Origin of the sequence: Methylobacterium sp. WL7 (assembly GCF_008040085.1) — a bacterium.
Lineage (GTDB): Bacteria > Pseudomonadota > Alphaproteobacteria > Rhizobiales > Beijerinckiaceae > Methylobacterium > Methylobacterium mesophilicum.
Map to the genome: position 1 here is coordinate 1 of NZ_VRVG01000133.1, position 15,106 is coordinate 15,106.

Annotated in this window: 19 protein-coding genes; 11 read left to right on the forward strand and 8 right to left on the reverse strand. The window is 70.3% G+C overall.

What is annotated here, in order from left to right:
* Positions 1–331 precede the first annotated feature (331 nt).
* Positions 332–505: a hypothetical protein gene (locus FV233_RS30595; protein ID WP_187278214.1), complete on the forward strand. Its 174-nt coding sequence runs from the start codon at positions 332–334 to the stop codon at positions 503–505.
* Between the two features lie 59 nt (positions 506–564).
* Here the strand turns inward: FV233_RS30595 and FV233_RS24145 are convergent, their stop codons facing one another.
* A complete protein-coding gene (locus FV233_RS24145) occupies positions 565–1,179 on the reverse strand; it encodes a glutathione S-transferase (RefSeq protein ID WP_147855778.1) in 615 nt (204 codons plus the stop codon).
* Positions 1,180–1,283: 104 nt separating this feature from the next.
* Here FV233_RS24145 and ftrA point away from each other — a divergent pair, with 104 nt between their 5' ends.
* Positions 1,284–2,264, forward strand: a complete 981-nt coding sequence (gene ftrA, locus FV233_RS24150; protein WP_147899018.1) for a transcriptional regulator FtrA — start codon at positions 1,284–1,286, stop codon at positions 2,262–2,264.
* Positions 2,265–2,283: 19 nt separating this feature from the next.
* On the opposite strand, the gene FV233_RS24155 is transcribed toward ftrA, so the two are convergent.
* Positions 2,284–3,297 carry a polyprenyl synthetase family protein gene (locus FV233_RS24155; RefSeq protein WP_147855100.1) on the reverse strand — a complete coding sequence of 338 codons (1,014 nt, stop codon included), beginning with the start codon at positions 3,295–3,297 and terminating at the stop codon, positions 2,284–2,286.
* A gap of 167 nt (positions 3,298–3,464) precedes the next feature.
* On the opposite strand from FV233_RS24155, the gene FV233_RS24160 reads away from it, so the two are divergent.
* Both FV233_RS24160 and FV233_RS24165 read left to right on the forward strand, forming a co-directional pair.
* Positions 3,465–3,689 carry a DUF2007 domain-containing protein gene (locus FV233_RS24160; protein WP_147855101.1) on the forward strand — a complete coding sequence of 75 codons (225 nt, stop codon included), beginning with the start codon at positions 3,465–3,467 and terminating at the stop codon, positions 3,687–3,689.
* Positions 3,686–4,435, forward strand: a complete 750-nt coding sequence (locus FV233_RS24165) for a methyltransferase (RefSeq protein WP_147899019.1) — start codon at positions 3,686–3,688, stop codon at positions 4,433–4,435. The genes FV233_RS24160 and FV233_RS24165 overlap by 4 nt, the downstream gene beginning before the upstream one ends.
* 12 nt (positions 4,436–4,447) lie before the next feature.
* Here FV233_RS24165 and FV233_RS24170 read toward each other — a convergent pair whose 3' ends face one another.
* The 4 genes from FV233_RS24170 to FV233_RS24185 form a co-directional block, all read right to left on the reverse strand.
* Entirely contained in the window at positions 4,448–4,759 is a 312-nt protein-coding gene (locus FV233_RS24170; RefSeq protein ID WP_147855012.1) for a hypothetical protein, read from the reverse strand.
* 33 nt (positions 4,760–4,792) lie between these two features.
* Positions 4,793–5,479, reverse strand: coding sequence for a trna delta -isopentenylpyrophosphate transferase (locus tag FV233_RS24175; protein WP_147855013.1), 687 nt, complete (start codon positions 5,477–5,479; stop codon positions 4,793–4,795).
* 491 nt (positions 5,480–5,970) lie between these two features.
* Positions 5,971–7,368 carry an MATE family efflux transporter gene (locus tag FV233_RS24180; protein WP_147855014.1) on the reverse strand — a complete coding sequence of 466 codons (1,398 nt, stop codon included), beginning with the start codon at positions 7,366–7,368 and terminating at the stop codon, positions 5,971–5,973.
* 593 nt (positions 7,369–7,961) lie between these two features.
* Positions 7,962–8,939 (reverse strand): SDR family NAD(P)-dependent oxidoreductase, encoded by a 978-nt coding sequence (locus tag FV233_RS24185; protein ID WP_147855015.1) that lies wholly within the window; start codon positions 8,937–8,939, stop codon positions 7,962–7,964.
* A gap of 117 nt (positions 8,940–9,056) precedes the next feature.
* Between FV233_RS24185 and FV233_RS24190 the strand changes: the two genes are divergently transcribed.
* From FV233_RS24190 to FV233_RS24205, 4 genes are read left to right on the forward strand one after another with little or no spacing between them, the layout of a single operon-like run.
* The gene (locus FV233_RS24190) at positions 9,057–9,986 is read left to right on the forward strand and encodes an AraC family transcriptional regulator (protein ID WP_147855016.1); all 930 of its coding nucleotides are present in this window, start codon (positions 9,057–9,059) and stop codon (positions 9,984–9,986) included.
* A gap of 30 nt (positions 9,987–10,016) precedes the next feature.
* Complete coding sequence (locus FV233_RS24195; RefSeq protein WP_147855017.1) at positions 10,017–10,814, forward strand: heme ABC transporter permease; 798 nt, start codon at positions 10,017–10,019, stop codon at positions 10,812–10,814.
* Between the two features lie 10 nt (positions 10,815–10,824).
* On the forward strand, positions 10,825–10,968 hold the full coding sequence (gene ccmD / locus FV233_RS24200) for a heme exporter protein CcmD (RefSeq protein WP_147855018.1): 144 nt from the start codon (positions 10,825–10,827) through the stop codon (positions 10,966–10,968).
* Positions 10,965–11,573 (forward strand): DsbE family thiol:disulfide interchange protein, encoded by a 609-nt coding sequence (locus tag FV233_RS24205; RefSeq protein WP_147899020.1) that lies wholly within the window; start codon positions 10,965–10,967, stop codon positions 11,571–11,573. Before ccmD ends, FV233_RS24205 begins: the two co-directional genes overlap by 4 nt.
* A 60-nt stretch (positions 11,574–11,633) precedes the next feature.
* Here FV233_RS24205 and FV233_RS24210 read toward each other — a convergent pair whose 3' ends face one another.
* Entirely contained in the window at positions 11,634–12,248 is a 615-nt protein-coding gene (locus FV233_RS24210) for a septation protein A (RefSeq protein ID WP_147899021.1), read from the reverse strand.
* 87 nt (positions 12,249–12,335) lie between these two features.
* On the opposite strand from FV233_RS24210, the gene FV233_RS24215 reads away from it, so the two are divergent.
* Positions 12,336–12,596, forward strand: a complete 261-nt coding sequence (locus FV233_RS24215; RefSeq protein WP_147899022.1) for a hypothetical protein — start codon at positions 12,336–12,338, stop codon at positions 12,594–12,596.
* Positions 12,593–12,982 carry a type II toxin-antitoxin system VapC family toxin gene (locus FV233_RS24220; RefSeq protein WP_147899023.1) on the forward strand — a complete coding sequence of 130 codons (390 nt, stop codon included), beginning with the start codon at positions 12,593–12,595 and terminating at the stop codon, positions 12,980–12,982. The genes FV233_RS24215 and FV233_RS24220 overlap by 4 nt, the downstream gene beginning before the upstream one ends.
* Here FV233_RS24220 and ftsY read toward each other — a convergent pair.
* Positions 12,979–14,334 carry a signal recognition particle-docking protein FtsY gene (ftsY, locus tag FV233_RS24225; protein WP_147899024.1) on the reverse strand — a complete coding sequence of 452 codons (1,356 nt, stop codon included), beginning with the start codon at positions 14,332–14,334 and terminating at the stop codon, positions 12,979–12,981. The two genes, FV233_RS24220 and ftsY, sit on opposite strands and share 4 nt — an antisense overlap.
* 57 nt (positions 14,335–14,391) lie before the next feature.
* On the opposite strand from ftsY, the gene FV233_RS24230 reads away from it, so the two are divergent.
* Positions 14,392–15,066 carry an RluA family pseudouridine synthase gene (locus FV233_RS24230; protein WP_147899025.1) on the forward strand — a complete coding sequence of 225 codons (675 nt, stop codon included), beginning with the start codon at positions 14,392–14,394 and terminating at the stop codon, positions 15,064–15,066.
* Positions 15,067–15,106: the final 40 nt, after the last annotated feature.

Consider the following 15,106-nt stretch of genomic DNA (forward strand, 5'->3'; position numbering starts at 1 on the left):
CACAGGACCAGCAACATGATCTCCGGCAGCGGGTAGACCACCTTCCAACTCTGGCGCGGGTCTTCCAACGCCGAAAAATGCTCCACCAGTGCCTTGCCTGACATCGGATGCCTCACCAGACCGAGGCCCCCTGTGAATCACGCAAAAGGCAACACCGAAATCCATTCCTTTCAAGCGATCGCCCTGACCGCGCCCTGCCCGCGCCTGGCTCGACGCGCTGCGGCCAGAGGGACGGCTTCTGTTCCCGCTTCAGGCTGCCAACCGCCGGGGCGGCATGCTGCTGGTTCGCCGAACCGCGGCAGACGCAGCCTGGCTGGCCCGTTTCCTCTCCATGGCGAGCTTCATCCCGCTTCAGGGCCTGCGGGAGGTGGCCGAAGACGGGCTATCCGAGGCCTTCGCACGAAGACCCCTCGCCGCGGTCCGGTCGATCCGCTTCGACGCGCCGCCCGATGCGGGCTGCTGGTATGACGGCGGCACCTGGTGGCTTTCGACCCGGGATCCGTGACGCCTTCTGCGACCCAGCCATCCTCCCGAAAGCCGGCGGCCACCTTTCGGAACGATGCTTTAAGCGACCGGGCACTCCCGAAAGGCCGGCAGCGCTTCGGCGCGCGCGCACAGGGCGGTGAGGTTCGGATGGTCGGCCTCCGGGACCGCGTCGCCATCCACGGTCCGCGTGAACCGACAGACCACCGCAGCGGTGATATCCGGCTGAAGCGGCGCCGACCCGAACAGCCACGGCTGTTGCAACTCGACTTCCCGCTCCAGCTCTCGATAGGCGGCTGTGAGCTGCGCATGGATCCGGTCGAGCCAGGGGGCGTGCTGCTTGTCCTCAGGACGCAGATTGCGCTCGTAGACGCGTTGCACGGTCTTGTCGGCGGCCGCCAGGGCGAGGCCGAGGATGCGGCAGGCCCGGGCATGCCCGGCGAGGTCCACGGGCATCAACCGCGCGCGATCCGGCCGCATTGCGGACAAGTGCGCCAGGATCAGCGTCGAATCCATCAGCGTGATCCCGTCGTCGGTGACCAGTGTCGGCGCCTTGATCACGGGGTTGACCGCGCGGAACCTCTCGACGTCCCGCAGGACCGACACCGACTCGTGCGTGAACGGAATGTCGGCCATCCGCAGCGTGATCGCGACGCGGCGGACATAGGGGGAATCGAGCATACCGATCAAACGCATGACGACATCCTTGGGGCGGCCGCATCTTGCTGTGCGGACCGGAGAAATCTCTTCCGCGGACGGCGCCGTTGCCAGTGGCACGATCGGCCATTACCGATGAGATCATGCCAAAATCGCCGAGCCACGCCGTCGTCATCCTGGCCTATGACGGGCTGTGCACGTTCGAGTACGGCTGCGCCGTCGAGGTCTTCGCCCTGCCCAGGCCGGAATTCGGCTCGCGCTGGTACCGCTGCGCCATTGCGGCCGTGGAACCGGGGCCGTTGCGGGGCACCGGCGGGGTCGTGGTGCAGCCCGATGGCGGCCTCGAACTCCTCGACCACGCCGGGACGATCGTCGTCCCGGGCTGGCGCGGTCCCGCGGGGGCGATGCCCGCTCCCCTGATCGCGGCGCTGAGGCGGGCCCATGCCCGGGTGGCGCGCCTCGTCGCGATCTGCGCCGGCGCCTTCGTACTCGCCGAGGCCGGCCTGCTGGCGGGCCGCCGGGCCACGACGCATTGGCACTTCACCGACCGGCTCGCCGCCTTCCCGGGTGTCCAGGTCGCCGCCGACGTACTGTATGTCGACGCGGGCTCGATCCTGACCTCGGCCGGCAGCGCGGCCGGTCTCGATCTCTGCCTCCACGTGGTGCGGATGGATTTCGGCGCGCAGGTCGCCAACACGGTCGCGCGCCGCATGGTCGTCCACGCGCATCGCGACGGCGGCCAGGCGCAGTTCGTGCAGCGGCCGGTTCCGAAGCACGCCGGCACCAAGCTCGGGCTGCTGTTCGATCGCGTCCGCGAAAGCCTCGGCGCGGCCTGGACGGTCGAGCGGATGGCGCACGAGGCCGGTCTCAGCGTGCGGAGCCTCCACCGCCACGTCCGAGCCGCCACCGGCCATGCGCCGGGGGCCTGGCTCGTCGCCGAGCGGCTGGCGGAGGCGCGGACGATGCTCGAGGAGACGAGGCGCCCGGTGGACGAGATCGCCCGGCTTGTGGGGTTCGGCTCGGCGCCGGCCCTGCGCAGCCACTTCCGCAGCCTCGTCGGGGTCACCCCGACCGCCTATCGGCGCAGCTTCACGGCACACCCGGCGGGGCTTCCGCTCCGGTAGGCCGCTTGAGCGATGCGCCTCAGCGCGCCCGGGCCACGCAGAAATCCACCGCGCCGTTGAGCGCGGCCTTCACCGGTCCGTCCGGGAAGACGTCGAGGGCGGCGCGCGCCTGGGCGCCGTACTGGTGGGCGCGGGCCACCGTCTCCTCCAGGGCGCCGTGGCGCTGCAGCAGGTCGAGGGCCGTACCGAGGTCGTCTTCGCCGATCTCGCCCTGCTGCAGGGTCCGACGCCAGAAGCCGCGCTCGCCCTCGCTGGCCCGGCGGTGGGCCAGCACGATCGGCAGGGTGATCTTGCCCTCGCGAAAATCGTCGCCGACATTCTTGCCGAGTTCGGCCGAGGTGCCGCCGTAATCGAGCACGTCGTCGATCAGCTGGAAGGCGATGCCGAGGTTCATCCCGTAAGCGCGGGCCGCGACCTGCTCGGCCTCCGGCCGGCCGGCGAGTACGGGGCCGACCTCGCAGGCGGCGGCGAACAGCTCGGCGGTCTTGCCGCGGATCACCGCCAGGTAGGCGGCTTCGTCGGTTTCGAGGTTCTTGGCGTTGGTGAGCTGCATCACCTCGCCCTCGGCGATCACCGTGGCGGCGGCGGACAGGATGTCGAGCGCCCGCAAGGAGCCGACCTCGACCATCATCCGGAAGGCCTGGCCCAGCAGAAAGTCGCCGACCAGCACCGAGGCCTCGTTGCCCCATTTAATCCGGGCGGCGACGCGGCCGCGGCGCATGTCGCTCTCGTCGACCACGTCGTCATGCAGCAGGGTCGCGGTGTGCATGAACTCGACGCTGGCGGCGAGCTTCACGTCGCCGTCGCCGGCGTAGCCGCAGAGTTTGGCGCAGGCGAGCGTGAGAATCGGGCGCAGGCGCTTGCCGCCGCTGGCGATCAGGTGGTTGGCCACCTCCGGGATCATCGCCACGTCGGATCCGGTGCGCGACAGGATCGTGGTGTTGACCCGCGCCATGCCGTCCGCCACCAGCGCGACGAGGTCGTTCAGCCCCGCCTCGGTCTCGGGCTTCGGATTCTCGATGGAGAGGGCCATACCCAAGATCCGCGACCTCCAGTCCGGTTCCCCCGCAGGGGGCGGGCGATCCCTTCGCACGCGCCTCGCGGCGCCGCAACATCGGCGCAGGGAGGATATGGTGCGAAGGGAATGCGCAGCGAACGCGACGAATGCGCCGGACGACCGGCATCCTTCGAAGAATTGCGATGATCGTACTGATTTCTGCGAATGATCCCGTGCTGATCGGCTTTGCCCGCTCGGTGCTCGAGGCTGCCGAGATCCCGGTCCTGGTGGCCGACACCCACATGAGCGTGATGGAAGGCTCGATCGGGGCGTTCGGTCAGCGCCTGATGGTTCCGGGTGATTGGGCGCCCCAGGCCCGCCGGTTGCTCACGGATGCCGGGCTCGCGCACGAGTTGCGTGACCCGTGAGCCCGGAGCCCGATGCCTTCCTGGGCGGGATTGTGCGCCTGCATCAGCCGCCCCGGGGGGCGCACCGGGCCGGGACCGATGCGGTGCTGCTCGCCCGGCTGCTGGTCCCGGCGCCGGGGGAGCGGCTGTGCGATGTCGGCGCCGGCACCGGCGCGGTGGGCCTGGCCTGCGCGGCGCTCCATCCCGGCACCCGCCCGACCCTGGTGGAGCGCGATCCCGAGCTGGCCGGGATGGCGCGGACCAACGCCGCCCTCAACGGCATCGCGGCTTCGGTGATCGAGGCCGACGTGCTGGCGCCGGCGGCCGAGCGCCGCGCCGCCGGGCTGGAGCCCGACGGCTTCGACCTCGTCCTGACCAACCCACCGTTCTTCACCGCGGGCCGCCACCGCCCCTCCCCGCATCCAGGCAAGGCGATGGCGCACACGTTTCCCGAGAGCGGCCTGGACCTCTGGATCCGCGCCTGCACGGCGATCCTGCGGCCGGGGGGCCGGCTCGGGCTGATCCACCGGGCGGACACCCTGCCGGCCTGCCTCGACGCCATGACGGGCCGCTACGGCGGGATCGCGATCCGCCCGGTCCACGCCCGGGCCGAGGCGCCGGCGATCCGGGTGCTGATCGCCGCCATCCGGGGCAGCCGCGCGGCTCCGAGCCTGCTGCCGCCGCTGGTGCTGCACGGCTCCGACCCCAAGATCTTCACCCCGGAGGCCGAGGCGCTCCACCGGGGCGCGCCCTGGCCGCCGACGTAGGGAACCGGCTCGTCAGGCCGCGAGGGCCGTTGGCACCGCGTCGTCGATGCCGAGGAACCGCTCGACGGCCGGCAGGTCCGAGAAGCCCAGAAACTCGGGGCGCAGCGGCTCGGGCAGCCCCTCGAAGTTGAGCCCCGGGAACGTGTCGGGATGCGGATAGAGCTGCCACTCGGCCCCGGGCTCGACCGGCGGGAACAGGATCGCCACCTTCTCGTCGCCCAGGCGCACGATCCGGGTCGGGCTGTACGACAGGGTCTCGATGCTCCAGCCGAGGTGATGGTCCCGGCGGGCCTTCAGGGTACGGCGGCGCGTCGTGCGATGCATGGCGGTCTCCTGCGGGTTTGAGAGTTCGAGAATTCAGGCCGCGCTGCGGCGGCCGGTGCGCTTGGGCCAGCCGAGCGCCACGAGGCGCGCCTTGGCGTAGTCGCGGACCTCGTCGCGGGTGCCGGGCGGCATCGCCGCCAGGATTGCCTGGGTGGCGCCGTCGAGCATCAGGTCGGTCACGTCGTTGATGGTCTCGGCACCGTCAATGCGGCGCTTGAGGTCGCCCTCGGCCTCGGTGACCTCGTCGAAGGGCTGGGCCTCCTCGAAATCCTCGTCCACGGCCCGGACGGTGGGCAGCTGGGTGCGGAACTCGTCGGCCTCCTCCTCCGAGTAGACCAGGCCGTGAAGCTCGATCAGCTTGAGGATGACGCGGTCCTTCCCGCGCTTTTCCGCCATGGCGTAGACGTAGGCCGCCTGCTTGCCCGAGACGCGGTAGTTCACGTTGACCAGGGCCTCGCCCATCGACCACTCGACCCGGTCGGCGGCCGGCTTCGCGCCGACCTTGGCCCCGGGCAGGCGCCCGGTCACCAGCAGCACGGCCTCGTCGCGCTCGGCCCGGATGATCGTCGGCGGCTCGAACACGATCCCGGCCTGCGCGGCGATCCGCTCCAGCGTCTTGTGGTAGATCACAGCCGTGCCCTGCACGCGCCAGACGTTGCCCCCGAAGGGCTCCCCGTAGCGCACCAGGATGTCGGCGATCTGCTTGTCGGCGGTTCGCATGCGGGGCTCGTTCCGGTGAGAGAAGGCCGCGTCATCCACAGGTTTCTACGGCGACGCTCTTTTGTTCCTGTTTTGTTTCATCGTATATGCGGGATTGCGATGGCGTTCGCAAGGGTCGAGGTCGGCTGTCCGCGTCGATTGGAGGGGGCTGCGTCAGTGCGTGCAGGGGTGTCGCAGGATGGATCCGGGGATCGGTTTGCAGCGCGGGCGGTGATGGTGCGTCGTTCGGATTTCGTTTCGCGGCTCAGGGCGGCGATCGGTCCGGGCTGGTTCGCCCTCTGCCGATTCAACCGGACTTCATCAATGCTTCCCGAAAGCAGTGATTGGTCGGTCGTCAGGCAATTTCGGTTCGAGACGGGAAGTAGACCTGCCCCCCGTTGAAAGGTGGACGTTCCGCGACCTGCTCGACCATGCCGCATCAACAGGTTGATGCCGGCTTCGAAACGGCCATCCATCGAGCGGCAGGTTTGGCGGCTCCGCGCCTTTCGGGGTCATTCAACCGCCGTCGTGAGGATTTGGGGCGCAACAGCCGGCTTTGGAGCGGCCTGGGTCAAGAACATTCTCCCCGTTGCAAAAGCTGTCGCGTTGACGAGGCCCATGGTGACGAGCCCTGCCGCGAGGGCAGCGAACATCCACGCGGGACCGAGCCCGAAGATTGCCGCGACCCAGGCGCCCCCCAGCGCCACCCCCATCCGGAGGATGCTGGCTGTGAGCGGCCAGCCGACACGGCCTGCGCCCTGGGCCGCGAAGTAGAGAGCAAGTCCGGCCCCGAAGAACCCGTAGAACGGTCCGACGATGCGGAGATAGGACGAGCCGGTGGCCATCATGGCCGGATCGCCCCCGAACAGACCGAGCCAAGCCTCCGGATACATGGCGGCTGCAAGACCGATGGCCTCCGTCAGAAGACCGGCCACGATGGCGCCGGTCAGCGCAGCCTGACGGGCGCGGGCATGCAGTCCGGCACCGAGAGCGGTCCCGACGATGGCGGCAATGGGAGAACCGAGCCCGAACACGAGGGGGACCAGCAGGTATTCCAGCCGGGCGCCGGTTCCATATCCAGCCACCGCGGCCGGCCCCGCCGTTCCCACGAAGCCCGTCGCGGCGATGACCGTGACGTTCGACGTCACACTGGCGATGCCAGAGAGCAGGCCGACGCGCAGGATCTCGCGGGACGGCGCCCAGGTGAGTCTCGGGAGGCGCCGGCTCGGGTGCAGGACGCCACGGCCAGACCAGATGGAGGCGGCGAAGACGGCGGTGCCGGCGGCGTAGTAGGCCGCGACAGCCACGCCCCCACCCACGACGCCGAGCCTGGGGAACGGACCCCAGCCGAAGATCAGCGCCGGCGAGAGCGGGATCAGCACGATGGCTCCGGCACAGGTGACGCCGGCCGGGAGGGCCATGTTGCCGGTACCGCGGATCACGGCCGCCAGCGCGTTGAACAGCCAGATCAGGACCGCTCCGCCGAGCACGACGTTCGCGTAGGCCGTCGCGGCCTGGAGCGATCCTCCGGTGCCGCCCATCGCGGCGTAGAGGTGCGGTCCCAACGGCAGCGCGAGCAGGCTGGTTAAAAGACCCAGTCCGAGGCCGATGGCGGCAGCGTGCCAAGCGACGAGGCTGGCCTCGGTCGTCCGGCCGGCGCCCAGAGTGCGCGCGACCGCCGACTGGATGCCGCCGCCCATGCCGCCGGCGGACAGCATCTGGACCAGCATGACGACCGGGAAGACGAGGGCCATGCCGGCCAGGACGTCGGTGCCAAGTTTCGCGACGAAATAGGTCTCGATCAGGCCAATGGAGGTCTGGACGACCATCACCACGACGTTCGGCCCGGCCATCCGAGCCAGGGTCGGCACGAGCGGCGCTTCGAGCAGGCGACGCGTTCGGTTGTCCATGGCGGAGCCCTCACGGCCTGACGGGTTTGATAGCAGGCACGATGGCCGAGGCGACACCGGCCGAGGGATCGGCGGCGTCGTGAACGTTGCGGTCGCTTGACCGGCCGCTGGAGGCGTCACGGCACTGGGCAGATCGAACGGAAGGCCGGTCGTGCGCGCGGTCGCGACGGGGTGGCCGGCCGCGTCGCTCATGCGGCACTCGGCCAAGGCTCGCCAACGCCCGGGATAAACGACCAGGCCGACGGCGGTCGGCAGCCCAGGCGCTTCTTCGGCCATCGATGGACCCCACGGAGTGGCCGACCGCCCGGCATGCGGACACGCGCCATGCGAACGCCGCGCGCCGGGCGGCATGGCCGCACTTTCATGTTGAACGTAATCTATATTGAGGCGACGTGCAATCGTGACACGTGCGGGCGTCGGGTGGATGGCGGCCGGTGACTCGCCCGCCATCGTCATCGCCGCCGTTATCCGCCAGCGCTTGTGACGTCCGGGCCACAATGGCGAGCGCCGCAAGCTGTTTCGGACACCGGCACCGCCAAATGGATCGAAGCGGCGAACGCCCTCCAAACGTGGCGTATCTCCGGACCGCGCGATCACGAACCGGGACGGCCGGCCCCCTCGGGAAATCCGGTCTCAGTCAGCTTGACGGACAGCGCCCACAAACGCGCGGCCGCGTCAGGATCCACCGCATACGCCTTGACGCCCACGAACGGGGCGCCCGCCACCTCCGCGCGCACGGCCACGTCGCAATCCTCGCAATACAGGCCGCCGAGCCCATCGAGCAGCGGCGAAGTCGCCGCCCAGACCTGGGTGGCGGCGCCCTGGGCCGGTGTCTTGAATGTCGGATCCACTGGCGCGCCCTGCGCGTCGAGCCAGCCCTCCGCGATCATCTCGGCCCGGGTCAGGTGGCGCTGGAGCGGCGTGAAGATTTTTCCGGGATGCAGGGAGAAGGCGCGGATACCCCGGTCCCGTCCCAGCCGGTCGAGATGGAATGCGAACAGGGCGTTGGCGGTCTTCGACTGACCGTAGGCGTGCCATTTATCGTAGCCGCCGGAGAACATCACGTCGTTCCAGCGGATCGGCGAGAGGTGGTGCCCGGCCGAGGACAAGACAATCACCCGGGCGCCGCTCGCAAGCAGCGGTAGAAGGCGGTTGGTCAGGGCAAAATGGCCGAGATGATTGGTGGCGAACTGCGCTTCCCAGCCCGGCCCGACCCGCATCTCCGGGCAGGCCATCAGGCCGGCATCGTTGATGAGCCAGTCGATCGGCCGGCCAGCCTGCAGGACGCCCTCGGCGAAACGCCGGACGCTACCGAGGTCCGACAGGTCGAGGGCGTCGACCGTCGTCCGGGGAATATCCTGCGTGGCGATCCGGGCGGCGTCCGGATCGCGGGCGGCGACGAGGACCTCAGCGCCCGCGGCTGCGAGCGCACGGGTGGTCTCGATACCCAGGCCCGAATGCCCCCCGGTGACGACCGCAAAACGCCCCGTCAGGTCGCGCCCGGCCAGGACGTCGGAGGCGGTGCTGCGGGCGCCGAAACCGGATCCGAGCGGCGTTTGATGATCAATCATGGTCTTGCTCAAGGGCGGCCCGGCGATGCTGCCGGCGCGCGCAGACGATCGACCCGGAATGCCGGACGCTCCATGCTTAGGCGTCCGCGAATCCTGCGCGGGCGTCCGGTTCGCGCCATGGATCCGCTCTCCGACGTTCTCGCGATGCTCAGGCCCCAAAGCGTACTCAGCGCGGGGCTCGATGCCGGCGGCGCCTGGGCGATCCGCTTCCCCGCCCATGAAGGGATCAAGTTCAACGCCGTGATGCGGGGTACCTGCTGGGTTGCGGTCAAGGGCGAGCCCGAGCCGGTCCGGATGGCGGCCGGCGATTGCTTCCTGCTGACCCGGGGCCGCCCGTTCCACCTCGCCACCGACCTGACGCTTCCGGCGATCGAGTCCGCCGCGATCTACGACAACGCGGCCGACACGGTCGCGACCTGCAACGGCGGCGGCGACTTCTTCCTGGTCGGCGGACGGTTCTTCTTCGCGGGCGATGCGGCCGGCTTGCTGTTCGACGCGCTGCCGGCGATCGTGCCGATCCGGGACGCCTCGAACCAGGCCGCGATCCTGCGCTGGGCGCTGGACCAGCTGGCCGTGGAACTGCGCCAGGGCGCGCCCGGCGGCGCCCTGATGGCCGACCACCTCGCGCAGATCATGCTGCTGCAGGTGCTGCGGCTCTGGCTCGCTTCCGCGCGGCCGACCGGCTGGCTCGGGGCGCTCACCGATCCAAGGCTGGCCCGGGCGCTCACGGCCCTGCACGCGGAGCCGGCCCGGCGCTGGACCGTGGCGGAACTCGCCGCGCGCGCCGGCATGTCGCGCACGACTTTCGCGGCCACGTTCCGCGCGGTGGTCGGCCAGCCGCCGCTCGCCTATCTCGCCGGCGGGCGGATGCAGCGCGCCGCCGACCGGCTGCTACGCTCCGACGATCCCGTCGCCGCGATCGCGTATGCCGTCGGCTACGAATCCGAGACGGCGTTCCGCACCGCCTTCCGGCGGCACATGGCCTGCACGCCGATGCAGTATCGGCGGACAAAGGCCGCATTGTTGCTGCACCGCACCCTGGGCTAGACCGCAGGAACGATGTCCGAGACAGACGCCATGACGCCCTCCCTCTGGACCCGCCTGTCGAACCCGAGCCACTTCATGCGGTGGTCGGGCGTGCTGGTGCCGTGGCTCACCGCCCTGTCGCTCGGCGCGCTGGCGGTCGGCCTGTACCTGACCTTCTTCGCCGTGCCGCCGGACTACCAGCAGGGCGAGACCGTCCGGATCATGTACATCCACGTCCCGGCGGCCTGGCTCGGGGTGTTTTTCTACGGCGCCATGAGCGTGTCGGCGATCGGCACCCTGGTCTGGCGCCACCCGCTGGCCGACGTGGCGCAACGCGCCGCCGCGCCGATCGGGGCGGCGTTCACGCTGATCTGCCTGGTCACCGGTTCGCTCTGGGGCAAGCCGATGTGGGGGACCTACTGGGTCTGGGACGCGCGGCTGACCTCGATGCTGGTCCTGCTGCTGATCTATTGCGGCATCATCGCCTTGTGGCGCACCCTCGAGGAGCCGAACCGGGCCGCCCGCGCGGTGGCGATCATGACCCTCGTGGGCGCGGTGAACCTGCCGATCATCAAGTTCTCGGTGAACTGGTGGTCGACCCTGCACCAGCCGGCCTCGATCCTGCGCATGGGCGGCTCCAGCATCGATCCGTCGATGCTCTACCCGCTGCTGATCATGATCGGCGCCGCGACGTTGGGCGGGATCACCCTCCACCTCTACGCGATGCGCACCGAGATCATGCGCCGCCGGGTGCGGACGCTGACGATCCGCGAGGCCGAGCGCCTGGACCGCACGCAGCCGCGCCTCACGCCGAAGCCCGCCGGGATGCCGGTCGGGCAGCCGGTCTAGGACCTTACCGATGGATCTCGGCTCTCACGGCGGCTTCATCGTTGCCGCCTACGCCTTCACGGCCCTGGTCATGGCCGGGCTGGTCGGCAACGCCCTGCGGGACCGGTGGGCGCAACGGCGCGCCCTGAAGGGTTTCGGGGAGGAGCGGCGGTGAGCGGCGACGACATCACGGACCGGCCGCCCCCGGTCCGCCGCTCGTTGCTGCTGTTGCTGCCGGTCCTGGCGTTCGCCGCGCTGGCGGCGGTGCTGTTCCTGCGCCTGCGCTCGGGCGCCGACCCGGCAGCTCTCCCCTCCGCGATGATCGGCAAGCCGGTGCCGAGCTTCAGCCTGCCGGCGGTGCCGGGCCTGAAAGCCGGCGACGCCCCGGTGCCGGGCCTCTCCAGCGCCGACCTGAAGGGCCAGGTCACGGTGATCAACGTGTTCGCCTCGTGGTGCGCGCCCTGCCAGGTCGAGCACCCGATGCTGATGCGGCTCGCCCGGGAGCCCGGGATCCAGCTGGTCGGCATCGACTACAAGGAGCCGACCCCCGCCGCCGGCCAGCGCTTCCTGGCCCGGCACGGGGTGCCGTTCCGCGCGGTCGGCGCCGACGCCGACGGGCGCGCGGCGATCGATTTCGGCGTCTACGGCGTGCCCGAGACCTTCGTGGTCGGGCCCGACGGGGTGATCCGCGACAAGCTCGTCGGCATCCTCACACCGAAGAACTACGCCAGCGTGCTGGCGCGGATCCGGGCGGCCGGGAAGGTCGCGGAGGCGCGCTAACGTATCATCCCGAAAGGTCGCCGCCGGCTTTCGGAACAGGATGATACGCCATCAAGAGGCTTACTCGCCCGGTTGAGGCTCCTTGCGCTCGTAGCGGGTCAGCAGCGGCGTCTGCGCCAGGGCGAACACCACGGTGAGCGGCATGATGCCGAACACCTTGAAGTTCACCCAGAAATCCTCGGTCTGGGTCCGCCAAACGATCTCGTTCAAGGCCGCTAGAACAAAGAAAAAAAGACCCCAACGGAAGGTGAGCTTGCGCCAGCCCTCCTCGGTGAGGCTGAACATCGAATCGAGCACCACCGAAAGCAGCGAGCGCCCGAAGGCGAGGCCGCCGAGCAGCACGGTGCCGAACAGCGCGTTCACGATGGTCGGCTTGACCATGATGAAGGTCTTGTCCTGCAGCGCCAGCGTCAGCCCGCCGAACACCACCACGACCACGCCGGACACGAGCGGCATGATCGGCAGCCGCCGCACCAGGACGTAGTGGATCGCCAGCGCCACCACGGTCGCCGCGATGAACACCCCGGTGGCCACGAACAGCTTCTGGTCCGGCGCAACGCCGAGTCGTTCCGAATAAGCGTTGCCCAGGAAGAAGATGACGAGCGGTCCAAGCTCCAGCGCCAGCTTCACGAGCGGCGGCAGGTGGCGGCGGGGCGGAACGGATTCGATCTGCATGCGCGTCAGTTGGCTCGGATGCGGCACTCGCGTTAGGCTGGAGGCCTGGCTGGCGGTTTCGAGGCTGTGTGGAACGCGGGGCTGACGATGTCCATCACGATCGACAACGCCGAGGTCGAGGCGCTCCTCGCCGACCTCACGGCCACCACCCACCGCGCCGCGCCGGATTTGTTGCTGGAGTTGCTGCGACGGGAGCAGGCGCGGGTGGAGACGGCGGCGGAGCGCCGCATCGCCGAGGGATTGGCCGCCGATGAGACGATGCGCCGTCGCTTCGAGGCGAGCCGGATCGTGGATCCGCGTCCGATCGAGGAGATCCTCGCCTGCGATGAAAGCGGTCTTCCTGCGTGATCGTCGTCGATTCGTCAGCCTTCATCGCAATCCAGCGCCGAGAACCCGAGGCTGAAGCCTTTTCTCGTGTGCTGGCACTCGCGGAAAGCCCTGCGATGGCGGCAGCGACTTATCTGGAATGCGCCATCGTCGCCTCGCGTGTGGCGGACGGACGAGCAGTGCTGGACGAGTGGATCCTGGCACGTCGCATCGCCGTCGTCCCGGTCGACCACGCCCTCGCCCAGGTGGCTGCCGACGCCTTCGCCCGTTACGGCAAGGGCCGGCACTCGGCCGGGCTGAACTTCGGCGATTGCTTCGCCGACGCCCTGGCCCGGAGGCTGAACGCACCGCTCCTGTTCAAGGGTAACGACTTCGCCAGGACCGATGTGCTTCGTATCGCAGCCTAATCCTTCTCCAGCCCTGCGATCGCCCGGGCGAAGTCCCGGGCCGCGAACGGCTCCAGATCCTCCACGCCCTCGCCGACGCCGATGAAGTGGACCGGCAGGCCGAACTTGGCCGCCAACGCCACCAGGATCCCGCCGCGCGCCGTGCCGTCGAGCTTGGTCATGACCAGGCCAGAGACCGGCGCCGCCTGGGAGAACAGCTCCACCTGCGAGATCGCGTTCTGGCCGACGGTGGCGTCGAGGACGAGGATCGTCGCGTGCGGGGCCTCCGGGTCCTGCTTGCGCAGCACACGGACGATCTTCTCCAGCTCGGCCATCAACCCGGCCTTGTTCTGGAGCCGGCCGGCGGTGTCGATCAGCAGCACGTCGGTCCCGGCGGCGGTCGCCTGCTTGAGCGCGTCGAAGGCGAGGCCGGCCGCGTCGGCGCCCGCGCTGCCGCTCACCACCGGGGTACCGGTGCGCGCACCCCAGACCTTGAGCTGCTCCACCGCCGCCGCCCGGAACGTGTCGCCGGCCGCCAGCATCACGGTCCGGCCCTCGGCGCGCAGCTTCGAGGCGAGCTTGCCCAGCGTCGTCGTCTTGCCGGCGCCGTTGACGCCGACGGTCAGGATCACGAACGGCTTCTTCGTCGCGTCGATGGAGAGCGGCACCGCCACGGGCTCCAGCGCCCGCTCGACCTCGGTGGCCAGGATCGCCCGGACCTCGTCGGGTGAGATGCCCTTCTCGTAGCGGCCCTTGCCGACCGCGTCCGAGATCCGCGTCGCGGTCTCCAGGCCGAAATCGGCCTGGATCAGGGCGTCCTCCAGATCCTCCAGGGTGTTGGCGTCGAGCTTGCGCTTGGTGAACAGGCCGGTGACCCGGTCGGTCAGCGCCGACGAGGTCCGCTTCATCCCGGAGGTGAGCCGCGTCCACCAGCCCTTGGCCTCGGGCTCCCGGTCAGGCCCTGCGCCGGCATCGTGGGCCAGCGCAGCGGCGGCATCGACCGGCTGGATGTCGGGCGCCGGCTCGACCGCCGGCTCACGGTTCGCGTCGCCGGTATCGACCGGGGCGGCGCCGTGCGCGGGGTCGTCGCCGGCCGTGCCGGCGGGCGGCCGCTCGGGCTCGCCTTCGATCGGCAGCAGGTCCGCCCCCTCGACCACGTCGGCGACGGGCGCTTCCGTCTCCTCGGGCGGCAGCGGAATGTGGGCGACATCCTCGGCCCCGGTGGCGTAGTCGGGCTGGCCCTCGGCGGGCGAGGCCGGCGCATCCGCGGGGAGTTCCGTCTCCGCCGTCTCTTCGACCGTCTGGTCGGCCGCATCGGAACCCTTGCGCCCGAACAGGCGCCCGAACCAGCCGGGCTTGTCCTCGCTCGCCATGAAATCGCGTCCTCGCCCCACCTTGCCCACCCGGCCTTGAGCCACTAGCCCAACCGGATGTCACTCACCTTCGACATAGGTGCCCGCCTCCTCTACCGCGATGCCCTGCTGCTCGTCATCGACAAGCCGCCGGGCCTGCCGGTCCATCCCGGCCCGCGCGGCGGCGAGACCCTGACCGATCACCTCGACGGCCTCCGCTTCGGCCTGCCGCGCCGACCCGAGGCCGCCCACCGGCTCGACCGCGACACCTCCGGCTGCCTGGCGCTCGGGCGCCACGCCAAGGCACTGGCCCGGCTCGGCAAGCTGTTTTCCGGCAGCGCCGTGGACAAGACCTACTGGGCCGTCGTCGAGGGCGGACCCGACGCGGATTCCGGCCGGATCGACCTGCCGCTGGCGCGCCGCTCCGACGATCCGCGCTCCTGGTGGATGAAGGCCGACCCGGCGGGCGACCCGGCCCTCACCCATTGGCGCGTCCTCGGCCGGGCCGGCGGCCGGACCTGGTTGGAGCTGAAGCCGGTGACCGGCCGCACGCACCAACTCCGGGTCCATTGCGCCGCCTCCGGCTGGCCGATTTTGGGAGATTCGATCTACGGCAGCGCCCCCCGGGGCGGCAGCCTGCACCTGCACGCGCGGACGCTGACGATCCCGCTCTACCCGAAGCGGGAGGCGATCACCGTCACGGCGCCGCCGCCGCCGCATATCGCGGACGCCGTGGCGGGGACGAGTTCGTAGGTTTCCGCCACATCGGCCGTGGAATGCCGCGCCTCGAAAA

What these genes read in the sequence shown, in the direction of transcription:
- FV233_RS30595 (WP_187278214.1), top strand. Translation starts at nt 332, where the DNA reads ATGGCGAGCTTCATCCCGCTTCAGGGCCTGCGGGAGGTGGCCGAAGAC.
- FV233_RS24145 (WP_147855778.1), bottom strand. Translation starts at nt 1,179, where the DNA reads ATGCGTTTGATCGGTATGCTCGATTCCCCCTATGTCCGCCGCGTCGCG.
- ftrA (WP_147899018.1), top strand. Translation starts at nt 1,284, where the DNA reads ATGCCAAAATCGCCGAGCCACGCCGTCGTCATCCTGGCCTATGACGGG.
- FV233_RS24155 (WP_147855100.1), bottom strand. Translation starts at nt 3,297, where the DNA reads ATGGCCCTCTCCATCGAGAATCCGAAGCCCGAGACCGAGGCGGGGCTG.
- FV233_RS24160 (WP_147855101.1), top strand. Translation starts at nt 3,465, where the DNA reads ATGATCGTACTGATTTCTGCGAATGATCCCGTGCTGATCGGCTTTGCC.
- FV233_RS24170 (WP_147855012.1), bottom strand. Translation starts at nt 4,759, where the DNA reads ATGCATCGCACGACGCGCCGCCGTACCCTGAAGGCCCGCCGGGACCAT.
- FV233_RS24175 (WP_147855013.1), bottom strand. Translation starts at nt 5,479, where the DNA reads ATGCGAACCGCCGACAAGCAGATCGCCGACATCCTGGTGCGCTACGGG.
- FV233_RS24180 (WP_147855014.1), bottom strand. Translation starts at nt 7,368, where the DNA reads ATGGACAACCGAACGCGTCGCCTGCTCGAAGCGCCGCTCGTGCCGACC.
- FV233_RS24185 (WP_147855015.1), bottom strand. Translation starts at nt 8,939, where the DNA reads ATGATTGATCATCAAACGCCGCTCGGATCCGGTTTCGGCGCCCGCAGC.
- FV233_RS24190 (WP_147855016.1), top strand. Translation starts at nt 9,057, where the DNA reads ATGGATCCGCTCTCCGACGTTCTCGCGATGCTCAGGCCCCAAAGCGTA.
- FV233_RS24195 (WP_147855017.1), top strand. Translation starts at nt 10,017, where the DNA reads ATGACGCCCTCCCTCTGGACCCGCCTGTCGAACCCGAGCCACTTCATG.
- ccmD (WP_147855018.1), top strand. Translation starts at nt 10,825, where the DNA reads ATGGATCTCGGCTCTCACGGCGGCTTCATCGTTGCCGCCTACGCCTTC.
- FV233_RS24210 (WP_147899021.1), bottom strand. Translation starts at nt 12,248, where the DNA reads ATGCAGATCGAATCCGTTCCGCCCCGCCGCCACCTGCCGCCGCTCGTG.
- FV233_RS24215 (WP_147899022.1), top strand. Translation starts at nt 12,336, where the DNA reads ATGTCCATCACGATCGACAACGCCGAGGTCGAGGCGCTCCTCGCCGAC.
- ftsY (WP_147899024.1), bottom strand. Translation starts at nt 14,334, where the DNA reads ATGGCGAGCGAGGACAAGCCCGGCTGGTTCGGGCGCCTGTTCGGGCGC.
- FV233_RS24230 (WP_147899025.1), top strand. Translation starts at nt 14,392, where the DNA reads ATGTCACTCACCTTCGACATAGGTGCCCGCCTCCTCTACCGCGATGCC.